Raw genomic sequence first — 24,755 nt, 5'->3', positions numbered from 1 at the left:
TTAAATACCGTTCCTTAAAGGATAATTTTAATTTATGCGTTGGCGTTGTCATAGAAACCCCTTCTTTCCTAAGCTAAAAATAGTTGGTAAATCATAAGAACCGCGAATGTTAACAAGGTCAATAGAATGGTGCTCGCTACCGTAGGGATGAGCCCTTGCCGCTGAATGGTATTGGCGATCAGCCCGGGAACAATCAACCCGATCGCCTGTAACTGCTCCATTTCTGTCGGTGCCAAACCGACAAAAGAATCAAAGCCAAGTTTGAGCAGAATGCCGGTTAATAGCATTGCTGAGAATTTCCGTCGGCCATACAAGATCGTGAAGCGATTGATCACCTGCATGACGACGAGGTACGTAGCAAAACTAATAAACAAGATCGAGATCGCGTATAACGGTGCATCGATGATAAGGGCCAAATATCCGGGGACGACGAGCCCTGCCGGTAATATCCCTGTTTTTTCCGCAAAAAAAAGACTAAATGTTACGCCCGCGACAAGTGCAACGGCGATTTCCGATAAGCCCATTGTCTAGCCAACTCCTTCTTCATTGATGTGCTGCAACTTCGTTTACAAATGGTTCTTCTTCTGTTATTTGGATCTGTTGTATTTCATCGACGAAGGCTTCCGCTGCTCCATGGAAATTGCCGACCCCATAGATCAAAGCTTGCCGGATATAGGGTTGAATCTCTTGAATGATGTCTTTCGTTGGGTATTTTTCAAAGTTTAACAGCGTATCGGCCGGAATGTTTCCGTCGTCATACCCATCGACAATCGGCGAAGTCGTTTCTCCGATCAAAACGAGCGTTTTACAGGGAATGTAAGGCAAGACATCGGTGGCGAATTGTTCCGTTCGATCGACACGGTCGGAACGGCAATTCATTACAACGACAGATTCATCCGTCGGATACCCTAAACGCTTTACCCGCTTCCAAATGTTGATCGTAGATGCCGCATCATTGGCAGCAAACCCATTAACGAGGTAGGAGGACGGTCCCTGAAAACTATTAATCGGTGTAATTTCCAGGGAGCCCGGATCCGGCCATGCCTGCAACATCCCCTTAAATGCGGTATGCTCGTCTATTCCCAAAGCTTCGGCCACCGCTAATGCCAAAGCAGCATTTTCCGGGAACACCATATAAGGAAATTTTCGTAGAAAGGCCTCGGAAATGCGAGAGGTATCCGCTACAATCACCGCTGTATTTCTTTTCTCGGCGATGGCCCGAAACATGGGGACATAGGGGTTTTCATTGACAATCAAATACCCGTCATTCGGAATGGTAGCTGTAAAAGATTGCGCCACTTCATCCATGGTAGGGCCTAATACGTCCATATGGTCTTCCAACACATTAACAATCACCCCGATATTGGCCTGAAGCATATCTTTTTGAAAAACCTTTTGATAGTCGGGGGTGACGGCCATGCATTCGCTAACTAAGGCTTCGGCGTGCATGGAGGCGGCTTTCTTAACGACCCCCTTTTGTTCGCCAATATTGGGTCCTTCCGGACGGCGTTCAATCGGTTCTTCCCGGTCCTCAAACCAGTAAAGCATCCGGGCTTGGGTCCCCGTTGTTTTCCCGACGGTTTTATAACGCGCCTCGTTTAAAACACCGGTGACTAATCTTGTGACGGTAGATTTTCCACGAACGCCGTTTACATTGACACGGACGGGAATCGCGGCGACGTTTTTGTTATGTTTTCGAAACTCCGTGACACCAGCCACTAATAATGCAAGCATGCAGAAAATAATGATGTACAGCATAGAAACTCCCTTTTTGAATAAATTTGTCATATTTTTATTGTAGAAGAAAAAAGTAAATGCTCTATAAAACAAAGATTAAAATCTTGTAAAGAATTACTTATTTTTCCAATTGAAACACCAGATCACATTATAATTGAAAATAATTATCAATGTCAATTTTATCCTGAACAAATAAAGCTTTTCTCTCATTCTAGAAAGAACAAATTCAGACATTTTTCACAATGTCATCAAACAAGACTCCTTAATATCTTGACTACAACATGGATTCGTTTAAAATGAATGAAGGATTGATTAAGCATTAGAAAGGCTTTAGCCATGGAAAAAACGAAAGTAATGTTTTTTATTTATGAAATGGGCGCGGGAGGAGCGGCCAGAACGTTATTGAATATCATCAATCATCTGGATCGAACGCGCTTTACGCCCATATTGGTAACGCTCAACTTTAACGGTACGTATGAACAGGAATTGGCGGATGACGTAACGTTTATTAAATTGGATACAAAGCGGTTACGGAAAGCCATCTTTCCGTTAGCAAAGGTGATCCGTGCGGAAAAACCCCGGCTTGTCTTTAGCACGCAATTTCCTGATTTGAACGTTGCCGCGATCCTTTCCAATCTTTTTTCCTTCACCCCTGCGAAAAGTATAGTTCGCGAGGCGGATCATTTTGGCGGGAGTTTTCGAGCCAACACACGCCTGTTTTTCACCGGGTTATTTTACAAAATTTCCCATCAAGTGATTTCTTTATCGGAAGGCGTCAAAGAAAACCTTGTAAAGCGATACAAAGTAAAGCCTAATCATATACAAGTGATTCATAATCCGATCGATGTCGAAAACATCCAGGAAAAAATGAACGAAACGTTGGAAGCAGAACATGAACATTTATTTGACACCGAAGACAAAGTCATTGTGACAGCGGGGCGACTCGTGGAACAAAAGGACCAGCAAACGTTGTTGAAAGCTTTTTCGGCCATGCAGACGCGCGTGAAAAGCCGTTTGGTGATTCTCGGCGAAGGCCCGTTACAGGCCTCCCTGCAACAACAAGCGGCCGAATTAAACATCGAGACCCGAGTACATTTCATCGGTTTTCAAAACAACCCCTATCGATATTTTCACAAAGCGGATGTATTTGTGCTCTCGTCCAAGCATGAAGGCTTCAGCCATGTCATAGCGGAAGCATTGGCTACCGGAACACCCGTCGTCTCCACGAATTGCCGTTCGGGTCCGGCGGAAGTGCTACAGGATGGAGCGTTCGGCTCCTTGTGTGAAGTTGGCAACGACGTACAAATGGCGGAACAGATCGTGGACGTCCTATCCCTTTCAAACAAAGAACGGGCGGAGCGCGTGGAAAAGGGGTACGCGCGGGCGAAAGATTTTGATGCGGGACACATTGTGGCGCAATATGAAGAAACATTCCTGAGAACGTTAACATAAGGCTGGGAGCTGCTTATGTATGAGCAAAAAAGTCGTGCACATGACTTCCGTGCACCATCCGTTTGACACGAGGATTTACCATAAAGAGTGCCTGTCGCTTCAGCGCGCGGGCTATGATGTTACGCTGATCGCTCCTGAAACCGGCGACGAAAGCGAGATTACCATCGTCCCTATTAAAAAATATAAGAATAAATTTTTGCGCATGGCGTTTTCAACCTATCAAGTATACAAAAAGGCTAAAAAGCTGCAGGCGGATTATTATCATTTTCATGATCCGGAACTGCTCCCGGTTGCATGGCTTTTGAAAAAAAACAACAATGTCGTCATCTATGACATTCATGAAGATTACGCGACGAGTATTATGCAAAAGGAATATCTGCCACGGCCGATACGAAAACTGGTCACAAAGGCGTACAAGTGGATGGAAAGCTTCATGGCAAGTGACATGGGTTTTTGTTTGGCGGAAAAATATTACAAAGAGCTGTATCCCGGGGGGCAAACGATTTTAAATTACCCGTTGCTCAATCAGGACTTGTTGAACAGAGAGATTAGCGAAGACACCGGACAACCTGAAAATAAAGTCCTGTATACGGGAAATGTTGATGTGGACCGGGGGGCGTACGTGCAGGCGCGGCTCCCGCTCATCGACGATGACATCTCCGTTTATTTTTTCGGCAAGTGCGCGCGTGAAGTGGCCGATAATATGTTTGCGACCGCCGGTGGAGAAAAGGATCGACTCATCATCGAGGGGATCGATCGCTATGTGCCCCGGGAAGACATTGATCATCAGTACTTGAACCGGCGCTGGTTGGCGGGCATCGCGCTGTTTCCCCCTACGGAACATTATAAGCGCAAAGAACTCACGAAGTTTTTTGAATACATGAGTGCCGGCATCCCTATTCTTTGTTCCAATTTTTCGGTGTGGAAAGCGTTTATGGATCGTTATCAATGCGGGGTCGCGGTTGATCCGCAAGAAGGAGAAGCCATTCAGGATGCGCTGGAATATTTGCGCTTGTATCCGGAAGAAGCGGCGAAAATGGGCCGTAATGGCCAAAAAGCGGTACAGGAAGAATTAAATTGGCAAAAGGAAGAAGAAAAACTTCTGCAATGGTATGATGAGCTAGGGGAACAAGCGTGGGAGGTTGGTGATGAACGTGCAAAATGATCAAACCCGGCCGCTTATCTCCATCATCACTCCGAGCTACAATTCCGAAACGTATCTTCCGGATGCGATTCGTTCCGTGCAGGCGCAGACGTACACAAATTGGGAAATGATCATCACCGATGATTGTTCCACGGATAACACGATCATCGTCATTCAGCCGTTTCTCGACGATGAACGCATAAAGCTGATCCAACTTTCCGAGAACAGTGGACCCGGGGTGGCACGGAATACGTCCATTGAAGCCGCGAACGGCCGTTATCTGGCATTTTTGGATGCCGATGACCAGTGGCTGCCCGAAAAATTGGAAAAACAATCGCGGTTTATGCAAGAAGAGCAGGTAGCCTTTTCGTTTACCCCTTACAAGAAGGTAAAAAAGGATGGTACGGACACTGGCACCATTGTCCGTGCTCCTGAAAGAATAGAATACAAACAGTTACTCAAACAAAATGTGATCGGCTGCTTAACGGTCATGTTGGACCGGGAAATGATCGGGGAAGTGAAGATGAACCCGATGCGCACGCGCCAGGATTTTGCGCTTTGGCTCAGCCTGTGCAGACGAGGATGGCCTGCTTACGGCCTACAGGAAGTGCTCGCCAAATACAGGGTGGTCGACCATTCTATCTCTAGCAATAAAATAACGATGGCAAAAAACAACTGGCGGATGTATCGGGATGTAGAGCAGCTGAGCGTCCCCCGCAGCCTTTGGTATTTTTTCCATTACGTTACTTTAAGTTTAAAAAAATATCTGGCAAAATGACCGGGCGACTTCCCCTTTCAATCGCTGACTTGGTTGTAGTAAAATGATATGCTGGGTAGGTACGGAAAAGATAGGCGGAATCTTATGCGACAATACTTACAGGAAATTCAAATAAGAAAAGACCTTTTGGTGTATCTGGTACAATCGGGGTTGAAGGCGGAGAATCGCAATAGCTATTTAGGGTATTTTTGGTGGTTGTTGGATCCTTTGCTCAACGTCCTCGTGTACTATTTTTTAGTCGGCGTTTTGCTGGACCGTGGCGGAGACAATTTCGCCGTCTTTCTGGTGATCGGATTGGTGGCTTGGCGTTGGATCAACACGACGGTCAATGGTTCCGCAAAAGCGATTTTAAAATACTCATCGATTATTAATCAGGTATATTTGCCGAAAGCGATCTTTCCGATGACGATCACATCGACGCAATTGATCAACTTTGCTTTCGGGCTCATTATTATCGCTTCGTTTTTAATTGCTACGGGTACCGTTCCCGGATGGCAAGTGATCTTTTTACCTGTGATCATCCTGATTCAATATGTATTTTTATTGGCGATTAGTTTGTTTTTAGCGTATGTAGCAGTTTTCATACGAGATGTAGACAATATTTTGTCCCACGTGACACGGGTGTTTTTTTATGCATCCCCGATCATTTGGGAAGGCGGCCGTTTAGGCCCTGCTGCGGAAGACAATGTTTGGATAGATATCCTGGTGACGGTCAACCCTATTGCACATATCGTAACAGGGTACAGGGATATTCTCATGGAGCAATCCATGCCGGAATGGACCGGGCTGTTATTGATCGGGTTTTTCTCGATCTTGGCGATCGTTATCCTCATTTATTATTACAGCCGGAATGAACATAAAATTATTAAGGCATTGTGAGAAGGGTTATCATGGTAACTTTACAAAAATCACATGATTCGAATGGAGGCTCCGGCGAGGTTGTGATGCAGGCCAACAACCTCGGCGTGTCGTTTCAGTCCGGACATAAAGATGATTATAAATCCCATATCTTCAATATGTTTACAAAAAATAAATCGGAAACGGAAAAAAGCAAAACAGTTTGGCCGTTGAGAAATCTTGATTTCACCGGTTATCAGGGGGAAATTTTAGGGATTATCGGTTCGAACGGAGCCGGAAAAACGACGCTTTGCAAAATGATCTCGGGCATTTTGCATCCGGATGAAGGCGGTATTCACGTCGACGGCAAAGTGACGGCTCTTTTTTCCATGGGAATGGGTTTTAACAAAGAATTGACGGGTCGTGAAAATGCCTATTTGAACGGGATGATGCTCGGTGTCACGAAGAAAAAAGTGAGGGAGTTCATCGATCAAATTCAAGAATTCGCCGGCCTCGACGCGTTTATGGATCAACCGATGAAGACGTATTCCAGTGGGATGAAAGCAAGGCTCGGCTTCAGTGTGGCCGCGCATCTGGAACCGGAGATCCTTATTCTGGATGAGGCGTTAAATACCGGAGATACGGCTTTTGGCGATAAAGCAGCGGGGAAAATGCAAGAGTTGGTGCAAAAAGCCAAAATGGTGATCCTCGTCACCCACAGCATCAAGTTCGCCACGAAAAACTGCGATCGTCTGATGTGGATCGACAAAGGCGTCGTCAAGAGCATAGGAGACCCTGACGAGGTCGCGGAGGAGTACTTGGCGACGATCCCGGAAAAGGGCCAAAAGCGCAGAAGAAAACTGGAATTAAAGAAGACGGAAGCGGATGTCAAAGAAAAACCCGTTCTCCAGGCCGAAAACATTGGTTTGTATTATCCGATGAAAAGAGATAAATTTTGGGCGCTCCAAGATGTCAACTTTACCATTAACGAAGGCGAAATCGTTGGGATCATCGGGCACAATGGCGCCGGGAAAAGCACGATCTGTAAAGTGCTGACGAACATTATTAAACCGGATAAAGGGTCGTTTGACATGGAAGGGGAAACGACGGCGCTTCTCAATTACGGCACCGGCTTTAACGATCAACTCACGGGCACTGACAACGTTTATCTTAACGGGATGTTCATGGGACTGCCGAAAACGTATCTTCATAAGAAATACCCGGAAATCGTGCGCTTTTCCGAGCTCGACAAATTTATGGAGCGCCCGATCAAATATTATTCCAGCGGCATGCGGGCGAGGCTCGGATTCAGCATCGCCGCCACGCTGCAACCGGATATTTTTATTATCGATGAAGCCCTCTCCACCGGAGATATCGCCTTTCAACAAAAAGCAAGCGAAAAAATCCAGGACATGATGGAAAGCGCGAAAGCCGTCATCATCGTCTCCCACAGCATGAGTTTTGTGGAGAAGGTATGCACCCGCGCCATCTGGATGGAACAAGGCACCGTCAAATTCGACGGCGAAGCCCAAGAAGCGGTGAACCGCTACAAAACACAGATAAAAGGAAAAGTCGGCAAAAAAGTCAGAGGGAAAAAGCGCAAGCAGGAGAGCGCAAGTAAATAACGGTTTTGCTTTAGTTCGGACAGGTTTGCGGGAGAGAGCAGAGAATATGTCCGAACCGAGGGTGGATTCGGACACTTTAAAGCAGAAACGCAGGTGAGCTGTCCGAACTAAGGCGGAGCTCGGACATTTTTTCGGGAAGTACAATTGAATTGTCCGAACGATACTGTCGTACGTTTTTATGGAATGCGATCACTATGAAGACTGGTGTTGAAACTCATGTTAAAAGCACTCGCGCAACAAGGAACCAACCTTTTGGAATCGCTGATTAATCGTTTGTTCCCCCCTGAGCGAAAGCGTAATATCAGCGAAAAACTAACCGATAAGCAAAAAGATACAATAAAGAAACTTTTATTTTTGGGAAAGTATCAAACGCAAGAGCGAGAGGTAAGAAGAGTAAAGCATCTTCTCTATAATCTTGGGTTTAGAAAACGCGGGTTGGAAGAACTTGAGAAGCTCTATCGTCAAAACAAAGATCAATATTTAAAAAAACTTGCGGCTTGGGAACTTTTATTATGGCATGCAAACCAATATACCGAAGAGGGAGCTAGGAAATGTCTGGAGCTCTTGCCCGAGGTCGTTCAAGAAGAAAAGGACCCTGTTCACATTCGCAAAGCGGCAATTATGACGGCGGAGTGCCTGAATCGGTTGGGGAAAGCAGCAGAAGCCAAGCATGTTCTTTCTCCGTTTCTTGCATCAACCAAAGGCGGGGATCCCCACCCTGATCTTTACCTAGCTACGGCAAATTTGGAATCTTCCATCACAGCTAAAATGGAATGGATCAATCAGAGCTTAAAATTAAACGGGATGTCCATGATCAAATTGGATCCTTCCGCTTCCTCATCTCCCTATGACAGTATTGTGATGGATCGCTCACACTCCGAAGACTTGACCAATAATCAACCGCTCGTCACTGTTATTATGCCCGTCTATAATGCCGAAGATGTCATCCGCACGTCCCTCACTTCTGTTTTGGAGCAAACATGGACAAACCTTGAAGTATTGGTAACCGATGATTGCAGCAACGACGCAACAGCGGAGATCGTGGAAGCATATGCTGCCGATGATTCAAGAATTCAGCTCATTAAAGCGGAATCTAACGGAGGTGCCTATGTTGCACGTAACTTGGCACTCAAAGAAGCTACCGGTGATTTTATCACCGTCAATGATGCGGATGACTGGTCCCATGCAGAGAAAATTGAAACGCAAGTAAAACATTTGCTGAAAAATAAGGCAGTGATCGGCAATACTTCCGAACAAGCCCGTGCGACAAATCACCTGACTTTTTACCGAAGAGGAAAGCCGGGCACGTATATATTTAGCAATATGTCATCTTTTATGTTTCGTCGCAAGCCCGTGATGGAAACCATCGGTTTCTGGGATTCTGTTCGTTTTGCTGCCGATTCCGAGTTTATCCGTCGTATTAAGAAAGTGTTTGGCGAAAAATCCATTGTATACCTAACGACAGGTCCGTTGTCCTTTCAACGGCAATCCGATACTTCATTGACCGGGAATGAGGCTTTTGGATACCACGGATTTAAAATGGGAGCGAGAAAAGAGTACGAAGAAGCCCATGATTATTTTCATCAGACCGCGAAGCGTTTGGACTATTCTTTTCCATTAAAAACCCGGCCATTTGCCGTCCCGGAGCCTATGTGGCCGAAGCGGGAAATAAACAAAGGGGAACGGCGTCATTTTGATGTAGTCATTGCTTCTGATTTTAGGCTTGATGATCCAACCACCGTGGGGAATACAGAAGAGATTCTCTTTCATAAACAAAAAGATGCCCGGATCGGGCTACTTCAGCTTTCGGAATATAATGTGAACCCGGATCGGACCATTCATGCGAATGTACGTGAAATTTTGAATCGAGACCATGCGAAGATGCTTGTATACGGGGAGAAAATCTCCTGTGATACCTTGATCATCAGACATCTCCCGTCCCTACAGGAGTGGCAACGCTATGTTCCGGATGTAAAAGCCGGACAAGTTCGTGTTGTCATCAACCACTCTCCTCAAAATATGCAACAATGCCAGAAGCATGTAAAAGAATTCTTTGGTGACTCGGGTGTCTGGCATCCTTATAACGCTTCAATGTCGAAAGAAGAAACTGATACGGCATTAAAGGGGGGTTAATGGTTGGGAAAGGATGACAATACGCGTGAATCATTAGCCCTTCAACAAAAGCGAAATGAACAACTCGTTCATGATATAATGCATGTAGAACAGCAAATTGCAGAGACAAAGAAAGAAAACGAAGAAATTATGGAAGAAAAAGAACACTACGAACGAAAATGCGCCGAGATTGAACGAAGCCTGCTGTGGAAAGGCTCCAAACCAATACGGAAACTGAGGGCGCGGCAAAAGCGCCCCAAATAGCATTGCCAAGCTGTTGGAGGCGTTAGCTTTGAAAAATAACGATTCTGTCCGTCAACAATTGCAGGCTGAATATGATAGAGAAGAAGAATTGGTTCATACCTTACTCCAGCGGGGAGCCGATTTGGAAAAAGTTACAAATGAGAAAAAAAGCAATGCAAAAGAACGGAATCGTTTGAAACAGAGGTATACGTCATTGCATAAACGCCGTTTATGGGCTTTCACATGGCTGGAAAGAAAAGTGTTAAGCGTTATGCGGGCAAGCAAAGAGCGCTTGCAATCTTTTTTGTTGCGCACAGATCATAAGGCTCTATTGGATGAAAACAAGCGACTCTCGGAAGAGAGCGCACAGCTGGAAAAAGAAATAGCGTCTCTTCGTCAGCAGCTTCGGACCGAAAAAAAACAAGCAAGCTCGACCATCGTAGATTGGCAAAACTTGGATCAAGAGCAGCTAGAAAATAGCTTACAGAAGATAAAAGAAGATGGTCATATGCTTGATTATTTGCAAGACCTTATCATGAAAAGAAACATCCATGATAAAAATTACCGCTCCGCACTTAAATACTCTGCCCTTCTGTATGGCAATGATCAAGTGGCTGCCAAACACAAGATCTATCAAACATTGTTGGACGGGTTAAAAATTGAAGAAGTTCCGGAAGTTTTAATTCGATCAAAGTCAGATCAAAAGGACGACACGGTTCCTCTTCAAAAAATCGCATCCTTCAGCGCTTCTCTCACTTTGCAAGCAGGAATCAGGCAACTTGAAGCGTTCAGGCCGGAATGGGAACTGGACGACAAAACGATGGCCTATACGTTTATAGATGAACTCGGGGTCAGAAGGCCGTGGGTAGCGGAAGAGCAATTTTCGTATACGACGATCCCTAAAAAAGAAGGGATCGTCATTAAACCGGTATATGGGGCAGGTTCCCGCGGAGTGTATATCGTTTTCGCATTTAATCGCATCCAAGATGTGAAAAGATCGAGAATACTGAACAGCTGGGATGCTTTTCAAGCTAGTATGCAAGAAGATATAACTTCCGGTAGGGTGCTCGATGACCAATGGCTGGCTGAAGAGTTGCTCTATGAAAACAATGAAACGCAAACTCCGGCACGGGACATCAAGTTTTATTGCTTCTATGGAAAAGTCGGCCTCATTCTTGAAATCAGGCGCTATCCGAAAGTTGAATACTGTTGGTGGACAGCTGATGGGGAACGGGTTCATACGGGTAAATATGAGGGAAAGCTTTTCGAGGGCGATGGCGTTTCCCCAGAACAAGTGGACCTGGCTGCTTCTATCAGCTCCGAAATCCCCGCTCCCTTTATCAGGATCGATTTTTTGAAGACAGAAGAAGGATTAGTGTTCGGAGAGTTTGCCGCCAAACCGGGAAATTATGATGAGTTTGACCAACATACCGACCGTCGACTTGGAAATGAATTTTTGGAGGCGCAAGGACGTCTTTTAACGGATTTATTAAAAAGAAAATCATTTGGCCATTTTAAGGCTTCCTTGGAAGATGCCGGACGAGGCAAACCGTTAAATGTATGAATCAGAAGGTGATGGAATGAACTTCGAGCAACCGGTCTGGCTTCCCCATCTGAACGGAACAATCGTTTCAGAGGCACTCGGGCATGAACTGTGTGCTTACGTTGTGGCGCTTGAAGGATGGAGAAGGGGGCTGACACTTAATTGGTATACGAAAGATGCAGAAACTTTTCAGAAAATGGAAACATGGCACGTGGATGCTCCCGGCAAGTTATTTTCTCTGACTTCCAAGGAGAAAACCCATTATTTTTTCCGTACACGCGGGGATAAAGTGAGCAATGAAGCGGTTCGGATCGGTGCCGATAAAGAGAAGACCAAAAAACTTTTGGCCGAAGCAGGCGTTTCTGTTCCGGATGGAAGCCGATTCAGTGATGATGCCCGTGATGAAGAGGTGATAGACTACGCCTCAGCTATCGGCTTTCCCGTTGTCTTAAAACCAACCGAAGGCAGCTTTGGAAAAGGCGTGATCACCAACATCCAAAATAAGAAAGAACTAAGAAAGGCACTCAAAAAAGTACCTCACTCTAATGTGCTTGTGGAGCGTTTTATTTCCGGAGAAGAGTACCGTCTATATGTTGTCGGCCAGAAGGTCGTAGGAGCGATTCATCGCATTCCAGCCAATGTTGCCGGAGATGGCCAAACCTCCATTGAAGCACTGATTGATAGGAAAAACAAACAAAGACAATATAATCCTCGCCTCATCAGTTGCCCTATCCAAATGGACGATGAGGTCATTGATTTTGTGCATGCAAAAGGCTATAAGCTTGAAAGCATCCCCAAAGAAGGAGACCGTATTTTTCTGAGGGAAAAAAGCAATATTTCTCTCGGAGGTGATCCGGTTGATGTCACCGATGACCTTCATCCAGCTGTAAAACAAACGGCAGTTCATGCTGTAGACGCTGTTCCTGGTTTATATCATGGTGGTGTCGATCTTATTATCGATAAAAATAAACCTCCTGAACACGCAGCTACCATCATTGAACTTAACCCGACCGCACAAATAGGCTCCCTTTTGTACCCATTGAAGGGTCATGCCCGAGATATCCCGGCAGCGATTATCGATGAATATTTTCCTGAAACAAAAGGAAATGAAAAAGAGAAAACAAGTTTTTATTTTGGGTTTGACCGTGTGTTGGAACCTTTGAAGAACAAGTCTTCAACGAGAACAACCGTATTTCCTGTTCAATCCCGAAATGTTTATGCGAAAAAATATACCGTTTCCGGGCAGGTTCAAGGGGTCCATTATCATCGGGAGTTAAGAGAGCAAGCATTAGCCGCTCCATTACACGGATTTATTAATAACCTTGATAACGGGAATATAGAAGTTGTAGTAGCCGGAACGAGTCAAGATCTGGTCGACACGTTTAAGGAAACGCTTTTGCGAGCAACTGACGATGTTCAGGTTACAGACGTATGTGCAGAAAATTGGGTGCACCCGGTGAAAATTGGATTTGACATTCAAGCTGATCCTAATAAAATAACAGATGAAATAAGCAAGATAGAGCAAGAAAAAGCCGTGATGAAAAAAGAGAAAGAAAAGGCGGAACGCAAGTATTTGCAGTATCAACAAAGTCGTTCCTGGAAATTGACATTGCCTCTTCGCAAAGCATTAAATTATATGAAACGCCAGTCTTGATTTGAGCTAATGGGGGACCCCACTGTGAACAAGTATAATGAGAACTGGTTGCCGCATTTAAATCATGCCATCCCGATTGAATCATGCAAAAATAAAGTGAGCATGTATACCATTGCATTAGAAGGTTGGCGACGGGGACTGACATTAAAGTTTTATACGGAAATGGATGAGAATCGCATCCGGCAAATACGGTATTCTTTTCTCGGCAAGCGAAGAGAACATCACTTCGCGGGATCGAAAGGAGATAAAATTACGGATGAAGCTTTTCATATCTGTGATGATAAAGCTTTAACGTATGAATGGCTTTCCAAGGCCAGTGTTCCTGTCCCTATGGGGAAAAAGTTTACGGAGGATGTACAGGAAGACGAGATTATCCAATATGCCAAAACAACCGGCTTCCCACTTGTATTGAAGCCGACCAATGGGAGTGGGGGCAAAGGCGTTATCGTCAATATCCAGAGCATAAAAGCATTAAAGGACGCTTTATTTTACGTTAGAGAAGAACTCAAGTTCAAAGAAATTCTTATTGAGCAATTCATTACCGGAGATGAAGTTCGTATTTTTGTTCTCGGCGATCAGCTGTTTAGTGCCGTGAACAGAATACCTGCCAATATAGTCGGTGACGGCAAACATTCAATCCGAACATTGATCGATATGAAAAATGAAGAAAGAAAAAATGTTCCGCATTTATATGATCGCCCCATTAAACTGGACAGGCAATTGTATACGACTTTACGTGAATCGGGTTTGACATTGGACACTATCCCTAAGCACGGTCGGCGTGTTTTTTTGAAAAAAACGAGCAATGTCTCTTCCGGAGGAGACCCGATCGATGTAACCGATCGATTAACGCCTGAATTAAGAAATATAGCTGTCCAAGCTTGCCAGGCGATTCCCGGTTTGGCCCATTGCGGATTGGATATGATGATCGATTGGCAAAACAATAAAGGCTTTGTCATTGAATTAAATACAAGACCCGGGATTGGTTCTTTTCTTTTTCCTATGGAAGGGAAAGCCGAAGATATTCCGAGAGCAATCATCGATGATTATTTTCCGGAAACAAAAGAAGTTCAAACGAAGCAATCAAACGTTTATTTTGATTTTAAAACCATCCTGGAAACATTACAAAACGGAACTGTTGAGGAGGTAGAAGTTGTACCGGCGCCAACCGGCAACTTATACGCCAAGAAATTCATCTTATCCGGTGTTATCCAGGATAGAGATTATCACGAATGGCTGCGAAAACAAGCATTGCAAAACAATTTAAGCGGATATATCAAAATGTTGGGCAGCCGTGATATGGAAATGCTCATCGCTGGTGCTAACAAGCAGGAAGTGGACAACTATAAGCAAGTGTTTAACCAGCGGAAAGATCGGCATGAAGATATGAAACTGCGAGAGGAACCGTGGGAAGCACCGGTGAAAGTTGGTTTTGATATTGACGGCCGGTTAGAAACAGCTGGCTTAACTCAGCTTGAATCCCAGTGGCAAAAACTGCAGGAAGAAATGCAGTCGATACAAAAAGAAAAAATTCGTCTCGAACGCCAGAATAACAAAATCGAGCAAAGCAGCTCCTGGAGAATCACACTCCCCTTAAGGAAAACAGGGGATATGATGAAGAATGTATTTAAGTAATATTTACAGCAGACGAAAGCGTTACTTTTGGGGAGGTTTGACTGATGGAGGAAGTCAAGGAAGTAAAAAATAAATGGCTGCCACATCTAATTGATGCGGTACCGACCGCCGGTCAGGGGAAACGAATCAGTACGTACACAGTAGCTCTCGAAGGATGGAGAAGAGGTATTACGTTAAAGTTTTACCGAATCTATGATGACGAATATAAAATGAAGATCAGATATTCCTTGTCCCATAATGGAACGGAGCATCACTTTTCCTTATCAATGGGGGACTATAATACGGATGAATCTTTTGAGATCTGTGATGATAAACAGCTAACCAGAGAGTATATGGAAAAAGCCGGAGTTCCCGTACCTAAAGGGAAGAAGTTTTTGGCAGATCGATCCAACGAGGAAATCATTGATTATGCCAATTCCTTGGGATATCCTCTTGCTCTTAAACCCGTGAGTGCAAATGGCGGCAAAGGTGTCTTTGCCAATGTTATAGACGAGGAAGCATTGCGGAAGGCGTTGCCTTATGTCAGAGAAGAGCTTGAATATCCTGACGTCATTATCGAAGAACATGTCCCGGGAAAACGGGAATTTCGAGTGATAGTGCTTGGAGATCAAGTCTTGGGGGCTATGAACCGAATACCGGCAAATATCGTGGGTGATGGTGTCAGCACCATAAAACAATTGATCCATATGAAAAATGAAATTCGTAAACAAAACCCCACCTTACAAGCCGAATGATCAAAATTGATTTGGAAGTAAAGAACTTGATTCAAGATGCAGGTTATACACTGGATTCCGTACCGAAGGATGGAGAACGGATATTTTTAAGAGAACAAAGCAACTTGTCTAACGGTGGAGATTCCTTGGATGTCACCGACGAATTGACTCCTGAAATGAGACAAATTGCTATTGATGCAACGAGGGCGGTCCCCGGACTAGCTCAAAGTGGTGTCGACTTGCTCGTTGACCAAGATAAAAGCAATTCCGGCACAGTCATTGAAATAAACTCCAGGCCTGGGCTCGGCGGCCACTTATTCCCTGTTGAAGGAGAACCACGAGATTTTGCCAAGGCATTTATTGACTATTATTTTCCGGAAACAAAAGATATAGAAAGATCGAACCTATATTTCAACTTTAATAAAGTCTTGGTTCCTTTAAAAAGCAAAACAGCGAACTCTGTCGAAGTAACTGCACCTCCGCTCGGAAAACTATATGGAAAAAGGTACATCGTATCCGGAAAAGTGCAAGGTGTTGGATATAGAAAGTGGATAAAATACAGGGCTTTGCGAAGAAGCTTGCACGGGTATGCAAAAAATCTGAAGAACGGTTCTGTGGAAGTTGTTGTGGCAGGTGCAAAAGAAAGAGCTGTAAATAATTTCAAGGATTTATGCCTGGAAGGGCCGGCAAAAGCAGAAGTAGAGCAAATAACGGAAGAAGAATGGGATAAACCTATAAAGATGGGTTTTTATATGAAAAGTTCTCATACTAAAAAGAAAGTGAAGAACGTTCATAAAGAGTATGATCGTGTTTTGAAAGAGTACAATAAAATTAAAAACAGCAAGGCTTGGCGTGCGACTTATCCGGTACGCGCTACTTTGGATGTAATCAAACGTATTATAAAACGGTAACACTTTGGTAACACTGATTAACAAAAGATTAAAAGTTGATGTACAGGCTTCTCAATGTTTGGAGGTGATTTTATAATGAGCAATGAGCATGCATGGCTATCCCATCTGACGAATGCCGTCCCGAAATCAGCATTTGGGAAAAGGCTTAGTATGTATACGATTGCCCTGGAAGCTTGGCGGCGAGGCATAAAAGTAAAATTTTACAGACTTGAAGATCCGGAAAATAAATTGCGTATCAGGTATTCTTTAAGTTACCGAGGAAAAGAGTACAACTTCGAGTCATCTCGTGGAGACTTGCTAACAGATCAGGCATATGACATTTGTGAAGACAAAGATCTAACAAAGCAATATCTTTCAAAATCCGATATTCCTGTACCTGAAGGAAAGAGATTTATGGAGGATTCTTCGGATGAGGAAATCGTGGATTGCGCTCATAAACTAGGGTACCCTCTCGTTCTGAAGCCGGTCAGTGAAAATGCCGGTAAGGGTGTCATGGCGAATATCCAAGGGGAAGATGATTTAAGGGAAGCATTGGTTCATGTACGTCGAGAACTAAAGTACACGGACGTTCTCATTGAGAAAAGAGTCCCAGGGGAAGATTTCCGACTTTTTGTTCTCGATGGACTAGTAGGAGCTGTTCAAAGAATACCCGCTAACATTGTGGGTGATGGAGAACACACTGTTCAGGAACTAATTGATATAAAGAATAGTGAGCGTAAGAAAAACCCTCACCAAAGTAGCCGTTTAATTATTATTGATAAAGAGGTACAACATTTAATTCGTCTAGGCGGTTATACACTTAACAGTGTTCCTAAACATGGAGAACAGATATATTTACGGGAAAAAGCAAGTCTCTCTACCGGAGGAGAGCCCATTGATGTGACTGGTGAAATATCTAATGAAATTAAAGAGACTGCCATTCAATCAGTCAAGGCTATTCCTGGCTTGGCGGAATGTGGAGTAGATATTATATCAGATCAAAGTAATAAAGCCGGGGTAGTTATAGAAATGAATACTAGACCTGGTTTGGGTCCCCATTTGTTCCCGGTAAAAGGACAGGCGAGAGATATTCCTAAAGCATTCGTTGATCATTACTTTCCTGAAACAATGCATGTAGAACGAACAAACCTTTATTTTGATTTTGATAATGTAATAGAACCGCTAAAAAGCAGATCTATGCAACAAATTGAGCTCATGTCACCTCCAATAGGAAAACTATATGCAAAAAGATATATTGTAAGCGGGGATGTTCAAGGTGTTGGTTACCGAAAATGGATCCGAAAGCAGGCTTTGCAACATCATTTACATGGCTACACCCAAAATAAGAAAAGCGGGGATGTTGTGGTGGTCGTCGCAGGTTCCAATCAAGATGATGTAAGTGTATTCAAAACCCTCTGTTATCAGGGGCCGGATCACGCAGAGGTAGCAAAAGTAAAAGAAAAGGATTATGAGAAACCCGTGAAAATGGGATTCGACATACAAAAAGAATCCAAAGAAAAGAGCTTAGATAAACTGAAAGCAAAATTACAAAAGGAAAAAGCAGACAAAGAAAAAATGGATCAAAAAATAACACAGCTTGAGCACGAAAATAATCTCGCTCAGCAGAAACTGGAAAACGTTCAACAACAAAAAGAACAAATCGAGCAAATATACACGGTACTTAAAAACAGCCGGTCATGGCGTTATACGCAACCATTAAGAAATATAGGCAACATTACTAAACGATCTTGAGTTCTTTGATAAACAAAGATAATAAAATTTTTGGGTATCTTCAGTTAAGAAAAGTGAGAGTGTATGGAATCAATTTAATACTTCATTTTAACCCTATTATTTCAAATTAATTTTGATTCATCACTCTCACTCTATTTGGCCCCTAAGCTGCTTATTTTCCTATTCTAACTTGTTTATTCTCTTGTTTTTTACTTTTATTTTTTTGTCCAGGTCTTTTATTTTCTGGTCTTTAGATTTTATTATGGGCTTAATTTTAATTTCTTGGCTTATATGTTACAGCACTTCCTCTTGTTAATTCACCGAATAGATAGGTTTCTGTGCTGCCAATTTAAAGCCAAGTTTTCCCTGAAAAATTTGCTTCTATAAAGACAGGTTTTCCATAAGTATTTACCGAATCTCCCAAGATACAAAATTGTGATGGAGAATGTTTGGTTGAGAATTGATGACGAATTGTTTAAACTTCTCGAAATTAGGAATAGATTCAAGATCAGCAAAGGAATAACGAGTCGTAGGATGGTGTGTATATATACGTGCATTTTCTATCTATTGCAACGCTTAAAAACTCTCCTGAATCGTTAACTTCCACACAGACACCCCCATAACCAGCATTGTCTCTCACATCTCCATTGGCACCGATCGAGCAAATGTCAACAGATAATGTATAGTACCGCTCCATCTAAATGTCACCATTGGATCAAGTGCATTATAAAACGATGACACTTTGGTAACACTGATTAACAATAGGATTAAAAATTAATGAAAAAACTTCTCAATTACTGGTGATGATCTGTATAATTACCAATAATCACGAGTAATTGAAGCGTTTTGCATACGGTAATTATCTATGCTGTATATAATCTAAGCAAAACTATAAAGCAATATTTTCGGAGGTTGTTCCGAGTGAAGATGAAAAACGCAGGACCTATAGATTTGAGCGAATATCAACGATTAGGGATAAAGACTAATTCAACTGCTTTTAAACGTTGTTTAAATGCTGGATTATTAAATAATATAGACGAGTCTTTTGTGAAAGAAGTACAGGAATATTGGAAAAGGAACTATGGTAAGTCCATTGACCCTGTGTTAAATATCGCTTTTATGAATTTAACTGGCAGTAAAGAAATTAGGATAAAGCCCCGTCAAGTATTGAGAAAGAAGATTCTTCCTTTATTTAATGATTATGATATGTCGCTCGGTTATCAAGACAAAAACCTTTATGATATTATGATTAACCCTGGTCGATCACCTGAAACTGTATTGAAAAATGTAAATGGAACTTATTTTGATGCCAATAATAATAGTATCGATACTACAGAGGCGACTCGAATATTATTAAGGTATAACACCGATTTGATCATAAAACCTAGTAGAACGAACAATGGTAAAAAAATATCAAAACTCACTTTTCGAGATGGAAACATTTATCTTAATGGGAAGCGAATCAATACACAAGATTTAGACAGAATATACACCAAAAATTTTATTGTGCAAAAAGCAATGGAGCAACACCCTGTCATGGCTGCCCCTCACCCATCTTCGGTAAATACACTCAGAATGTACACATTTAGATGGAATAATAAGATAACAAATTTACCATCTTTTGCACGCTTCGGAGGTAATCATCATATTAATGATAATATGGAGACTGGTGGTTTATGCCTTGGTGTTACTGATACCGGAAAATTTTTAAATGTTGCAGTGGATGACTATATGAAAACTTACTCCCGCCATCCCACTACTGGTTTTTGCTTTGCTGATCTTGAACCCATACCTAAATTTGATGAAATCAAACAATTTGTCAAAGATTGTCATAAAAGCATTCTTCATCTAGATGTTATTTCATGGGATATAATAATAGGTTTCGATGGTAAACCTATTTTCTTAGAGGCTAACTTTTCAGGACCATTATGGATGGGGCAATTTATTACACAAAGGCCATCTTTTGGGGATTTAACAGAAGAAGTACTTCAGTTTGTTAATCGTGAGCTTAAAACAACTGACCCAACGTTAATGAAAAAAGATAGATTGAAAAAACAAAAAAAGGAAATAGATGAATTAAAAAAGCAAAATCAAAAACTTAAAGAAGCTCTGGAGAAAAAAGATAATGAACTAAAAAGTATAAAGGGAATATAAGAAAATAACAAAGCTTGGACCTATGTACTTTTATTGCAAATCGGAAATAGTTTACAATTGTACGGGTATTTTCACACCTTATCATATAAATAATTAGGGTCTGCTGAACAATGAAAAACGCTTTCTGTCGCAAGCGATCCCCACCAATTTGTAGCAAGAAGATTCAAGTAAAAGGGACTCCTACCCCGCTAAACCCTTGTATCTTGCCGTCAAAACGGAAGGGATGGCGCTGTAATGGCGGAGACGCCTGTGGAAAAACGGACGAGCCAAGACCCCGCAGTGCCGGTTTTGCACGAGGAGGCTTGGCCGTTCGTCCGCGGCAAGCGAAGCCATCAAAGCGACATCCCGCCTTCTCCTGATATCAACAAGTTGTTCAGCAGCCTCTAATTAACAAGTCCTCAGGAATTTGGTATTATACAAACTTTTGAGGGCTTTTTATTTTTTCAATATGTCTAGAATATTATAGCAGATAAGGAATTAATTTCATTGTTAAAAAAGTTCAAAAATGCAAATAAGGTTGACGATAAGTGTATATAAAGGTAATATGTTGTTGTTAATTTTGGTCTGTCCATAGCAAGGTTAAATACATGAATGGATGATCATGTAAATTTCTTTATTAATTGATATGATAGATACAAGTACTAAAAGGGGGACTGTTTGCAATTGCAAACTAAAGATAAAGAAGTAGTTTTGGAAGATCTAAATGTGTATCAAAATATAGGAATGAACACCAACACATCTAATTTTCAACACTGGCTAAATGGCGGTTTGTTGAATGATGTGGACGAGACTTTCGTTACAGAAGTACAGAGATATTGGGAAGACACATACGGTAAAACAATAGATCCTGCATTGCACACGGCTTTTATGAACTTAACTGGTAAAAAAGACACTAGGGTTATCCCAGGAAGAATTATGAGGAAGGAGATCCTTCCAGTATTTAATGATTTTAATACGTCGATCCTTTATAAAGACAAGAACCTATATGATATTTTAATCAATCCTCCAAGGTCAGCTGAAACTGTACTGAAAAATATAAATGGAACTTATTTTGATAAAAATAACACTGCGATTGACGTTGAAAGTGTATTCAGAGAGTTATTAAACCCACATTTCGCGCCCGTTTGAGTATGTTTCTTAATTTTTGGCAGGAATTTGCCTTACCTGTATCAAAGGTTCAGGAAAGACAACCCATGAGGTGATTCCTTTGAGCCTATCACCAGAAGATCTTCCCGACATTCAACCCGTTCGTATCGGATCAACGCCAGTGATCCGCCAGCTGATGGATAAAATGGGATTAATTGAGGCCATCGACAAGCTATCTCCTGTCAAAGAGAAAGACTGTAACGTCTCCGTAGGGACAAGAGTAGCTGCTATGATCATCAATCAGTTATCCCATCGTAAAGCCCTTTATCGCGTCCAAGAATTTTATCAAGAGCAAGATGTCGAGTTACTCTTTGGTCCCGGAACGAAAGCGAATGATTTCAATGACGATGCGCTCGGCCGTGCGTTAGACGCCCTTCATGAGGCGGGCATTGAGAAGGTCTGTAAGAGAGCCATTCAGGCCGTTCAAGCTCCGATCGACCTCACGTGGAAAGGGCTCCATTTTGATACCACATCCTTTGTGTACACGGGCCAACCCAAGAATCACCCGGACGAGGAGGACATCTTGAAAATTGTACGCGGCTATTCCAAAGACCACCGGCCTGATCTGCCCCAATTCAAGTTTGGGTTGGGAACGACGCCGGAAGGCATCCCTGTTTATGGCGATATTTTAGACGGTAACCAGGATGATAAAACGTGGAACAAGCATGTCTTGCATGCGCTCACCGATTGGTATGATCCGGAACAACTGGAACAGGCGATTTTTATTTCGGATAGTGCCCTGGTCACCCAAGATAATCTGGAGGCCACCACGGGCCAAAAGGATCAGGCCGATTTTCAGTTTTTGTCCCGATTGCCGGAGAATTTCAATCTCGCCAAAACCTTGAAGGCAGAGGCCTTAGAGCAGGATTTGGATCAGTGGGAGGAGATCGGTGCCCTCGTGGACCGTAAAGGCGCTGCTTCTTACCGCATCTATCCCACCAAAGCTGACCTTAACGGGAAAACCTACCGGTTTCTGGTGATCCAATCCGACCATATGGATGCCCGAAAAGAAAAAACCATCCAAAGCAACTTGGAAAAGGAACAGAGACGTTGGCACAAGGAACAAGCCGAGCTGGAAAGGCAGGATTTCTCCTGCGAGGCCGACGCGGAAGAGGCGCTGGGCGCATTTCTCAAGAAACACCAAAAAGGCTACCATACATTTGAAGGCACGACGGTCTGTGTAGAGCTGCCAGGCAAACGCCAAAAGCGGGGCCGTCCCAAAAAAGGGGAGGCGCCACCGCCGCCGATCACGGTTTATCGTGTCCGATTAACGCTTCATCCCCCTTCGGACGAACAGCTCGAGGCGATTCGAAAGCAAGCCTCTATCTTTATTCTCGTGACCAGTGTCGCCAAAGATGATCAAGCAGACGTGGAGCTGTTAAAGGCCTATAAAGGGCAACAGACGGTGGAAAATCGCTTTCGTTTCCTCAAAAATCCCTTTTTTGTCGGCAGGGTCTATCTGGCAAAACCTAAACGCGTGGAAGCTTTTGCATGTGTGATGATGATCAGTGTCATGGTGTACAGCCTCTTTGAATACCTGATTCGCAAAAACATGGAAGGGGCCTCCGAACCCCTGTACCAACTTGGCGGAGGAGGACGCAGAAGCTTTCGCCCCACGGGTGAATCTGTTTTGGAACTTTTGGACACCGTCGACATCCTTCATATGGAGATTGACGGACATCTTCGGCGGTTCTTCCCGAAGCATTATGAGCCGCAATTACCCCGTATTCTCGTTTTGTTGGAAATGGATGCCTCCATTTTCACAGAACCAAGGAGCTCGATGGCTGTCGAGAGCCGTCACCAGTAACCTTGAGACGGTCATTCGTTTGCCTTGCTAATGTCGAAGGAACGGGAATAAGCGCGCATTTTGTTGCATTGGCTGATGAATCAGCTACAATCAGACAAGCATAACGCGTTGGACATCAGGAATGATTAGTGTGCATGGTCGCTAGCGCGAAATCTGGGATTAAACGCTAATACGGATTTAATTATAAAACCTAGCAAGTCGAACAATGGTATTGGAATTAGAAAACTTAGTGTTCAGGATGAAAAGATTTATCTTGAAGGGAAAGCTGTTACTATTCACCAAATAGAAGAAATTTACATTCAAAATTTTTTAGTTCAAAAAGCAATACAGCAACATGAAATTTTGGCTGCGCCTCATCCATATTCTGTAAATACACTGAGAATGGTAACATTCAGATGGAAAAATGAAATAAGGTATTTGCTAGCCTTTGCACGATTCGGGAGTAATAATGACATAAGAGATAATGCAGGTGCTGGTAGTGGCACTGATGTACGTGTAGGTGTAACTGATTCAGGTGAATTTTTAAATGTAGCAGTAAGTCAACATGGTCAAACATATACTCACCACCCTACTACAGGTTATTGCTTTGCTGACCTTGGCTTTATACCTAATTTTGATGAATTCAAACAGTTTGTGAAAGATTGCCATAAGAGTATCCTTCATCTTGATTTTATTTCATGGGATATAGCAATGGGGTCAGATGGTAAACCTATATTTATAGAAGCAAACTTTGCAGGGACAACCCCATTTTATCAATTGGCTGCGCAAAAGCCCATTTTTGGAGATTTGACAGATGAAGTGCTCCAGTATGTCAAGGATGAGCTTCTAAAGAATAAACCTATATTAATGAGAAAGGATAGAATTAAATTAGAGCGAAAAAAATCAAACGAGCGAGAAAAGGTATTACAACAAATAAAAAATAAAAACTCTCATTTCAAAAAACGAAACAAGAAATTGAAATCAGCACTAAAATCAAATGAAAATGAACTTATAGCGAAAGAAAATGAACTTATAGCGAAAGAAAATGAACTCTTAAATAAGATAAATGAAATTGATCGTATAGAGGAGAATTATAAAAAGCTACTATACAGCAAAAGTTGGCGCTACACTCGTCCTTTTCGTTATCTGCTCAAATTGATAAAAAGTTGATAAAGCCTTTCCTTTTTCGGGTTTCTCTAGATCCAACCTAATTGAGAGGGTGTCACAACCCTCTTCCTTCATACTTCCTGCAACTGTAAAAATCCCACATAATCAATGGTTACTGATTATATGTATTCTTCTTTGTCCCCTTTTGTCCATATAATAAGATATTATTGAATCATAAATATGTATTCGATATACTATAGTATATTATAGGACTTTTTTTCCTGTTTAATATTATAGTTTTACGTTGAAAAAATTAATTTAAAATAAACACTCCTTAAGTAAAAATAATCGATTAATAACCGATATATATAATAGAGTATTTCTGCTTTCGATTTCCTAGAACTTTCTACTTGGAATTCAAATTACATAGATAAAAGATTCGCAATTAAATTTCACAAATAATTAGGA

The 24,755-nt window shown here is 42.5% G+C and carries 20 protein-coding genes; 18 read left to right on the top strand and 2 right to left on the bottom strand.

The annotated features are described in order from the left end of the window. Nucleotides 1-68: 68 nt before the first annotated feature. Both pgsC and pgsB read right to left on the bottom strand, forming a co-directional pair. Nucleotides 69-524: a poly-gamma-glutamate biosynthesis protein PgsC gene (pgsC, locus tag EPH95_RS10955; protein WP_142089920.1), complete on the bottom strand. Its 456-nt coding sequence runs from the start codon at nucleotides 522-524 to the stop codon at nucleotides 69-71. A 19-nt stretch (nucleotides 525-543) separates the two neighbouring features. Further along, nucleotides 544-1,755 (bottom strand): poly-gamma-glutamate synthase PgsB, encoded by a 1,212-nt coding sequence (gene pgsB, locus EPH95_RS10950; protein WP_227004138.1) that lies wholly within the window; start codon nucleotides 1,753-1,755, stop codon nucleotides 544-546. 318 nt (nucleotides 1,756-2,073) lie between these two features. On the opposite strand from pgsB, the gene EPH95_RS10945 reads away from it, so the two are divergent. The 18 genes from EPH95_RS10945 (at nucleotide 2,074) to EPH95_RS10865 (ending at nucleotide 24,350) form a co-directional block, all read left to right on the top strand. Then, entirely contained in the window at nucleotides 2,074-3,189 is a 1,116-nt protein-coding gene (locus tag EPH95_RS10945; RefSeq protein ID WP_142089917.1) for a glycosyltransferase, read from the top strand. 19 nt (nucleotides 3,190-3,208) lie between these two features. Beyond that, entirely contained in the window at nucleotides 3,209-4,354 is a 1,146-nt protein-coding gene (locus tag EPH95_RS10940) for a glycosyltransferase (protein ID WP_142089915.1), read from the top strand. Continuing rightward, nucleotides 4,338-5,111 carry a glycosyltransferase family 2 protein gene (locus EPH95_RS10935; RefSeq protein ID WP_142089913.1) on the top strand — a complete coding sequence of 258 codons (774 nt, stop codon included), beginning with the start codon at nucleotides 4,338-4,340 and terminating at the stop codon, nucleotides 5,109-5,111. The genes EPH95_RS10940 and EPH95_RS10935 overlap by 17 nt, the downstream gene beginning before the upstream one ends. A gap of 84 nt (nucleotides 5,112-5,195) precedes the next feature. After that, the gene (locus tag EPH95_RS10930) at nucleotides 5,196-5,990 is read left to right on the top strand and encodes an ABC transporter permease (RefSeq protein ID WP_142089911.1); all 795 of its coding nucleotides are present in this window, start codon (nucleotides 5,196-5,198) and stop codon (nucleotides 5,988-5,990) included. A gap of 11 nt (nucleotides 5,991-6,001) precedes the next feature. Continuing rightward, complete coding sequence (locus EPH95_RS10925; RefSeq protein WP_142089909.1) at nucleotides 6,002-7,573, top strand: ABC transporter ATP-binding protein; 1,572 nt, start codon at nucleotides 6,002-6,004, stop codon at nucleotides 7,571-7,573. A 216-nt stretch (nucleotides 7,574-7,789) separates the two neighbouring features. Further along, a complete protein-coding gene (locus tag EPH95_RS10920) occupies nucleotides 7,790-9,706 on the top strand; it encodes a glycosyltransferase family 2 protein (protein ID WP_142089907.1) in 1,917 nt (638 codons plus the stop codon). Between the two features lie 3 nt (nucleotides 9,707-9,709). Then, complete coding sequence (locus tag EPH95_RS10915; RefSeq protein WP_142089904.1) at nucleotides 9,710-9,949, top strand: hypothetical protein; 240 nt, start codon at nucleotides 9,710-9,712, stop codon at nucleotides 9,947-9,949. 28 nt (nucleotides 9,950-9,977) lie between these two features. After that, nucleotides 9,978-11,492, top strand: a complete 1,515-nt coding sequence (locus tag EPH95_RS10910) for an ATP-grasp fold amidoligase family protein (protein WP_142089902.1) — start codon at nucleotides 9,978-9,980, stop codon at nucleotides 11,490-11,492. Between the two features lie 16 nt (nucleotides 11,493-11,508). Next, a complete protein-coding gene (locus EPH95_RS10905; RefSeq protein ID WP_142089899.1) occupies nucleotides 11,509-13,125 on the top strand; it encodes an acylphosphatase in 1,617 nt (538 codons plus the stop codon). A 24-nt stretch (nucleotides 13,126-13,149) separates the two neighbouring features. Further along, nucleotides 13,150-14,760, top strand: a complete 1,611-nt coding sequence (locus EPH95_RS10900; RefSeq protein ID WP_160141731.1) for an ATP-grasp domain-containing protein — start codon at nucleotides 13,150-13,152, stop codon at nucleotides 14,758-14,760. Nucleotides 14,761-14,804: 44 nt separating this feature from the next. Next, nucleotides 14,805-15,494, top strand: coding sequence for an ATP-binding protein (locus EPH95_RS10895; RefSeq protein ID WP_142089895.1), 690 nt, complete (start codon nucleotides 14,805-14,807; stop codon nucleotides 15,492-15,494). After that, nucleotides 15,491-16,384 (top strand): acylphosphatase, encoded by an 894-nt coding sequence (locus EPH95_RS10890; protein WP_142089893.1) that lies wholly within the window; start codon nucleotides 15,491-15,493, stop codon nucleotides 16,382-16,384. Before EPH95_RS10895 ends, EPH95_RS10890 begins: the two co-directional genes overlap by 4 nt. 75 nt (nucleotides 16,385-16,459) lie before the next feature. Further along, a complete protein-coding gene (locus tag EPH95_RS10885; protein WP_160141730.1) occupies nucleotides 16,460-18,115 on the top strand; it encodes an acylphosphatase in 1,656 nt (551 codons plus the stop codon). A 906-nt stretch (nucleotides 18,116-19,021) separates the two neighbouring features. Next, nucleotides 19,022-20,248, top strand: coding sequence for a sugar-transfer associated ATP-grasp domain-containing protein (locus EPH95_RS10880; protein WP_227004137.1), 1,227 nt, complete (start codon nucleotides 19,022-19,024; stop codon nucleotides 20,246-20,248). Between the two features lie 234 nt (nucleotides 20,249-20,482). Beyond that, nucleotides 20,483-20,635 carry a hypothetical protein gene (locus tag EPH95_RS18860; RefSeq protein WP_160141729.1) on the top strand — a complete coding sequence of 51 codons (153 nt, stop codon included), beginning with the start codon at nucleotides 20,483-20,485 and terminating at the stop codon, nucleotides 20,633-20,635. 270 nt (nucleotides 20,636-20,905) lie between these two features. Further along, nucleotides 20,906-21,376: a hypothetical protein gene (locus EPH95_RS10875; RefSeq protein WP_142089887.1), complete on the top strand. Its 471-nt coding sequence runs from the start codon at nucleotides 20,906-20,908 to the stop codon at nucleotides 21,374-21,376. Nucleotides 21,377-21,455: 79 nt separating this feature from the next. Then, the gene (locus EPH95_RS10870) at nucleotides 21,456-23,201 is read left to right on the top strand and encodes an IS1634 family transposase (protein ID WP_142087535.1); all 1,746 of its coding nucleotides are present in this window, start codon (nucleotides 21,456-21,458) and stop codon (nucleotides 23,199-23,201) included. A gap of 153 nt (nucleotides 23,202-23,354) precedes the next feature. Then, nucleotides 23,355-24,350, top strand: coding sequence for a sugar-transfer associated ATP-grasp domain-containing protein (locus EPH95_RS10865; RefSeq protein WP_142089885.1), 996 nt, complete (start codon nucleotides 23,355-23,357; stop codon nucleotides 24,348-24,350). Nucleotides 24,351-24,755: the final 405 nt, after the last annotated feature.

It is taken from the genome of Salicibibacter halophilus, assembly GCF_006740705.1.
Taxonomy (GTDB): domain Bacteria; phylum Bacillota; class Bacilli; order Bacillales; family Marinococcaceae; genus Salicibibacter; species Salicibibacter halophilus.
Note: the sequence above shows the minus strand (reverse complement) of the source record. Positions and strands in the feature narration are given on the sequence as shown.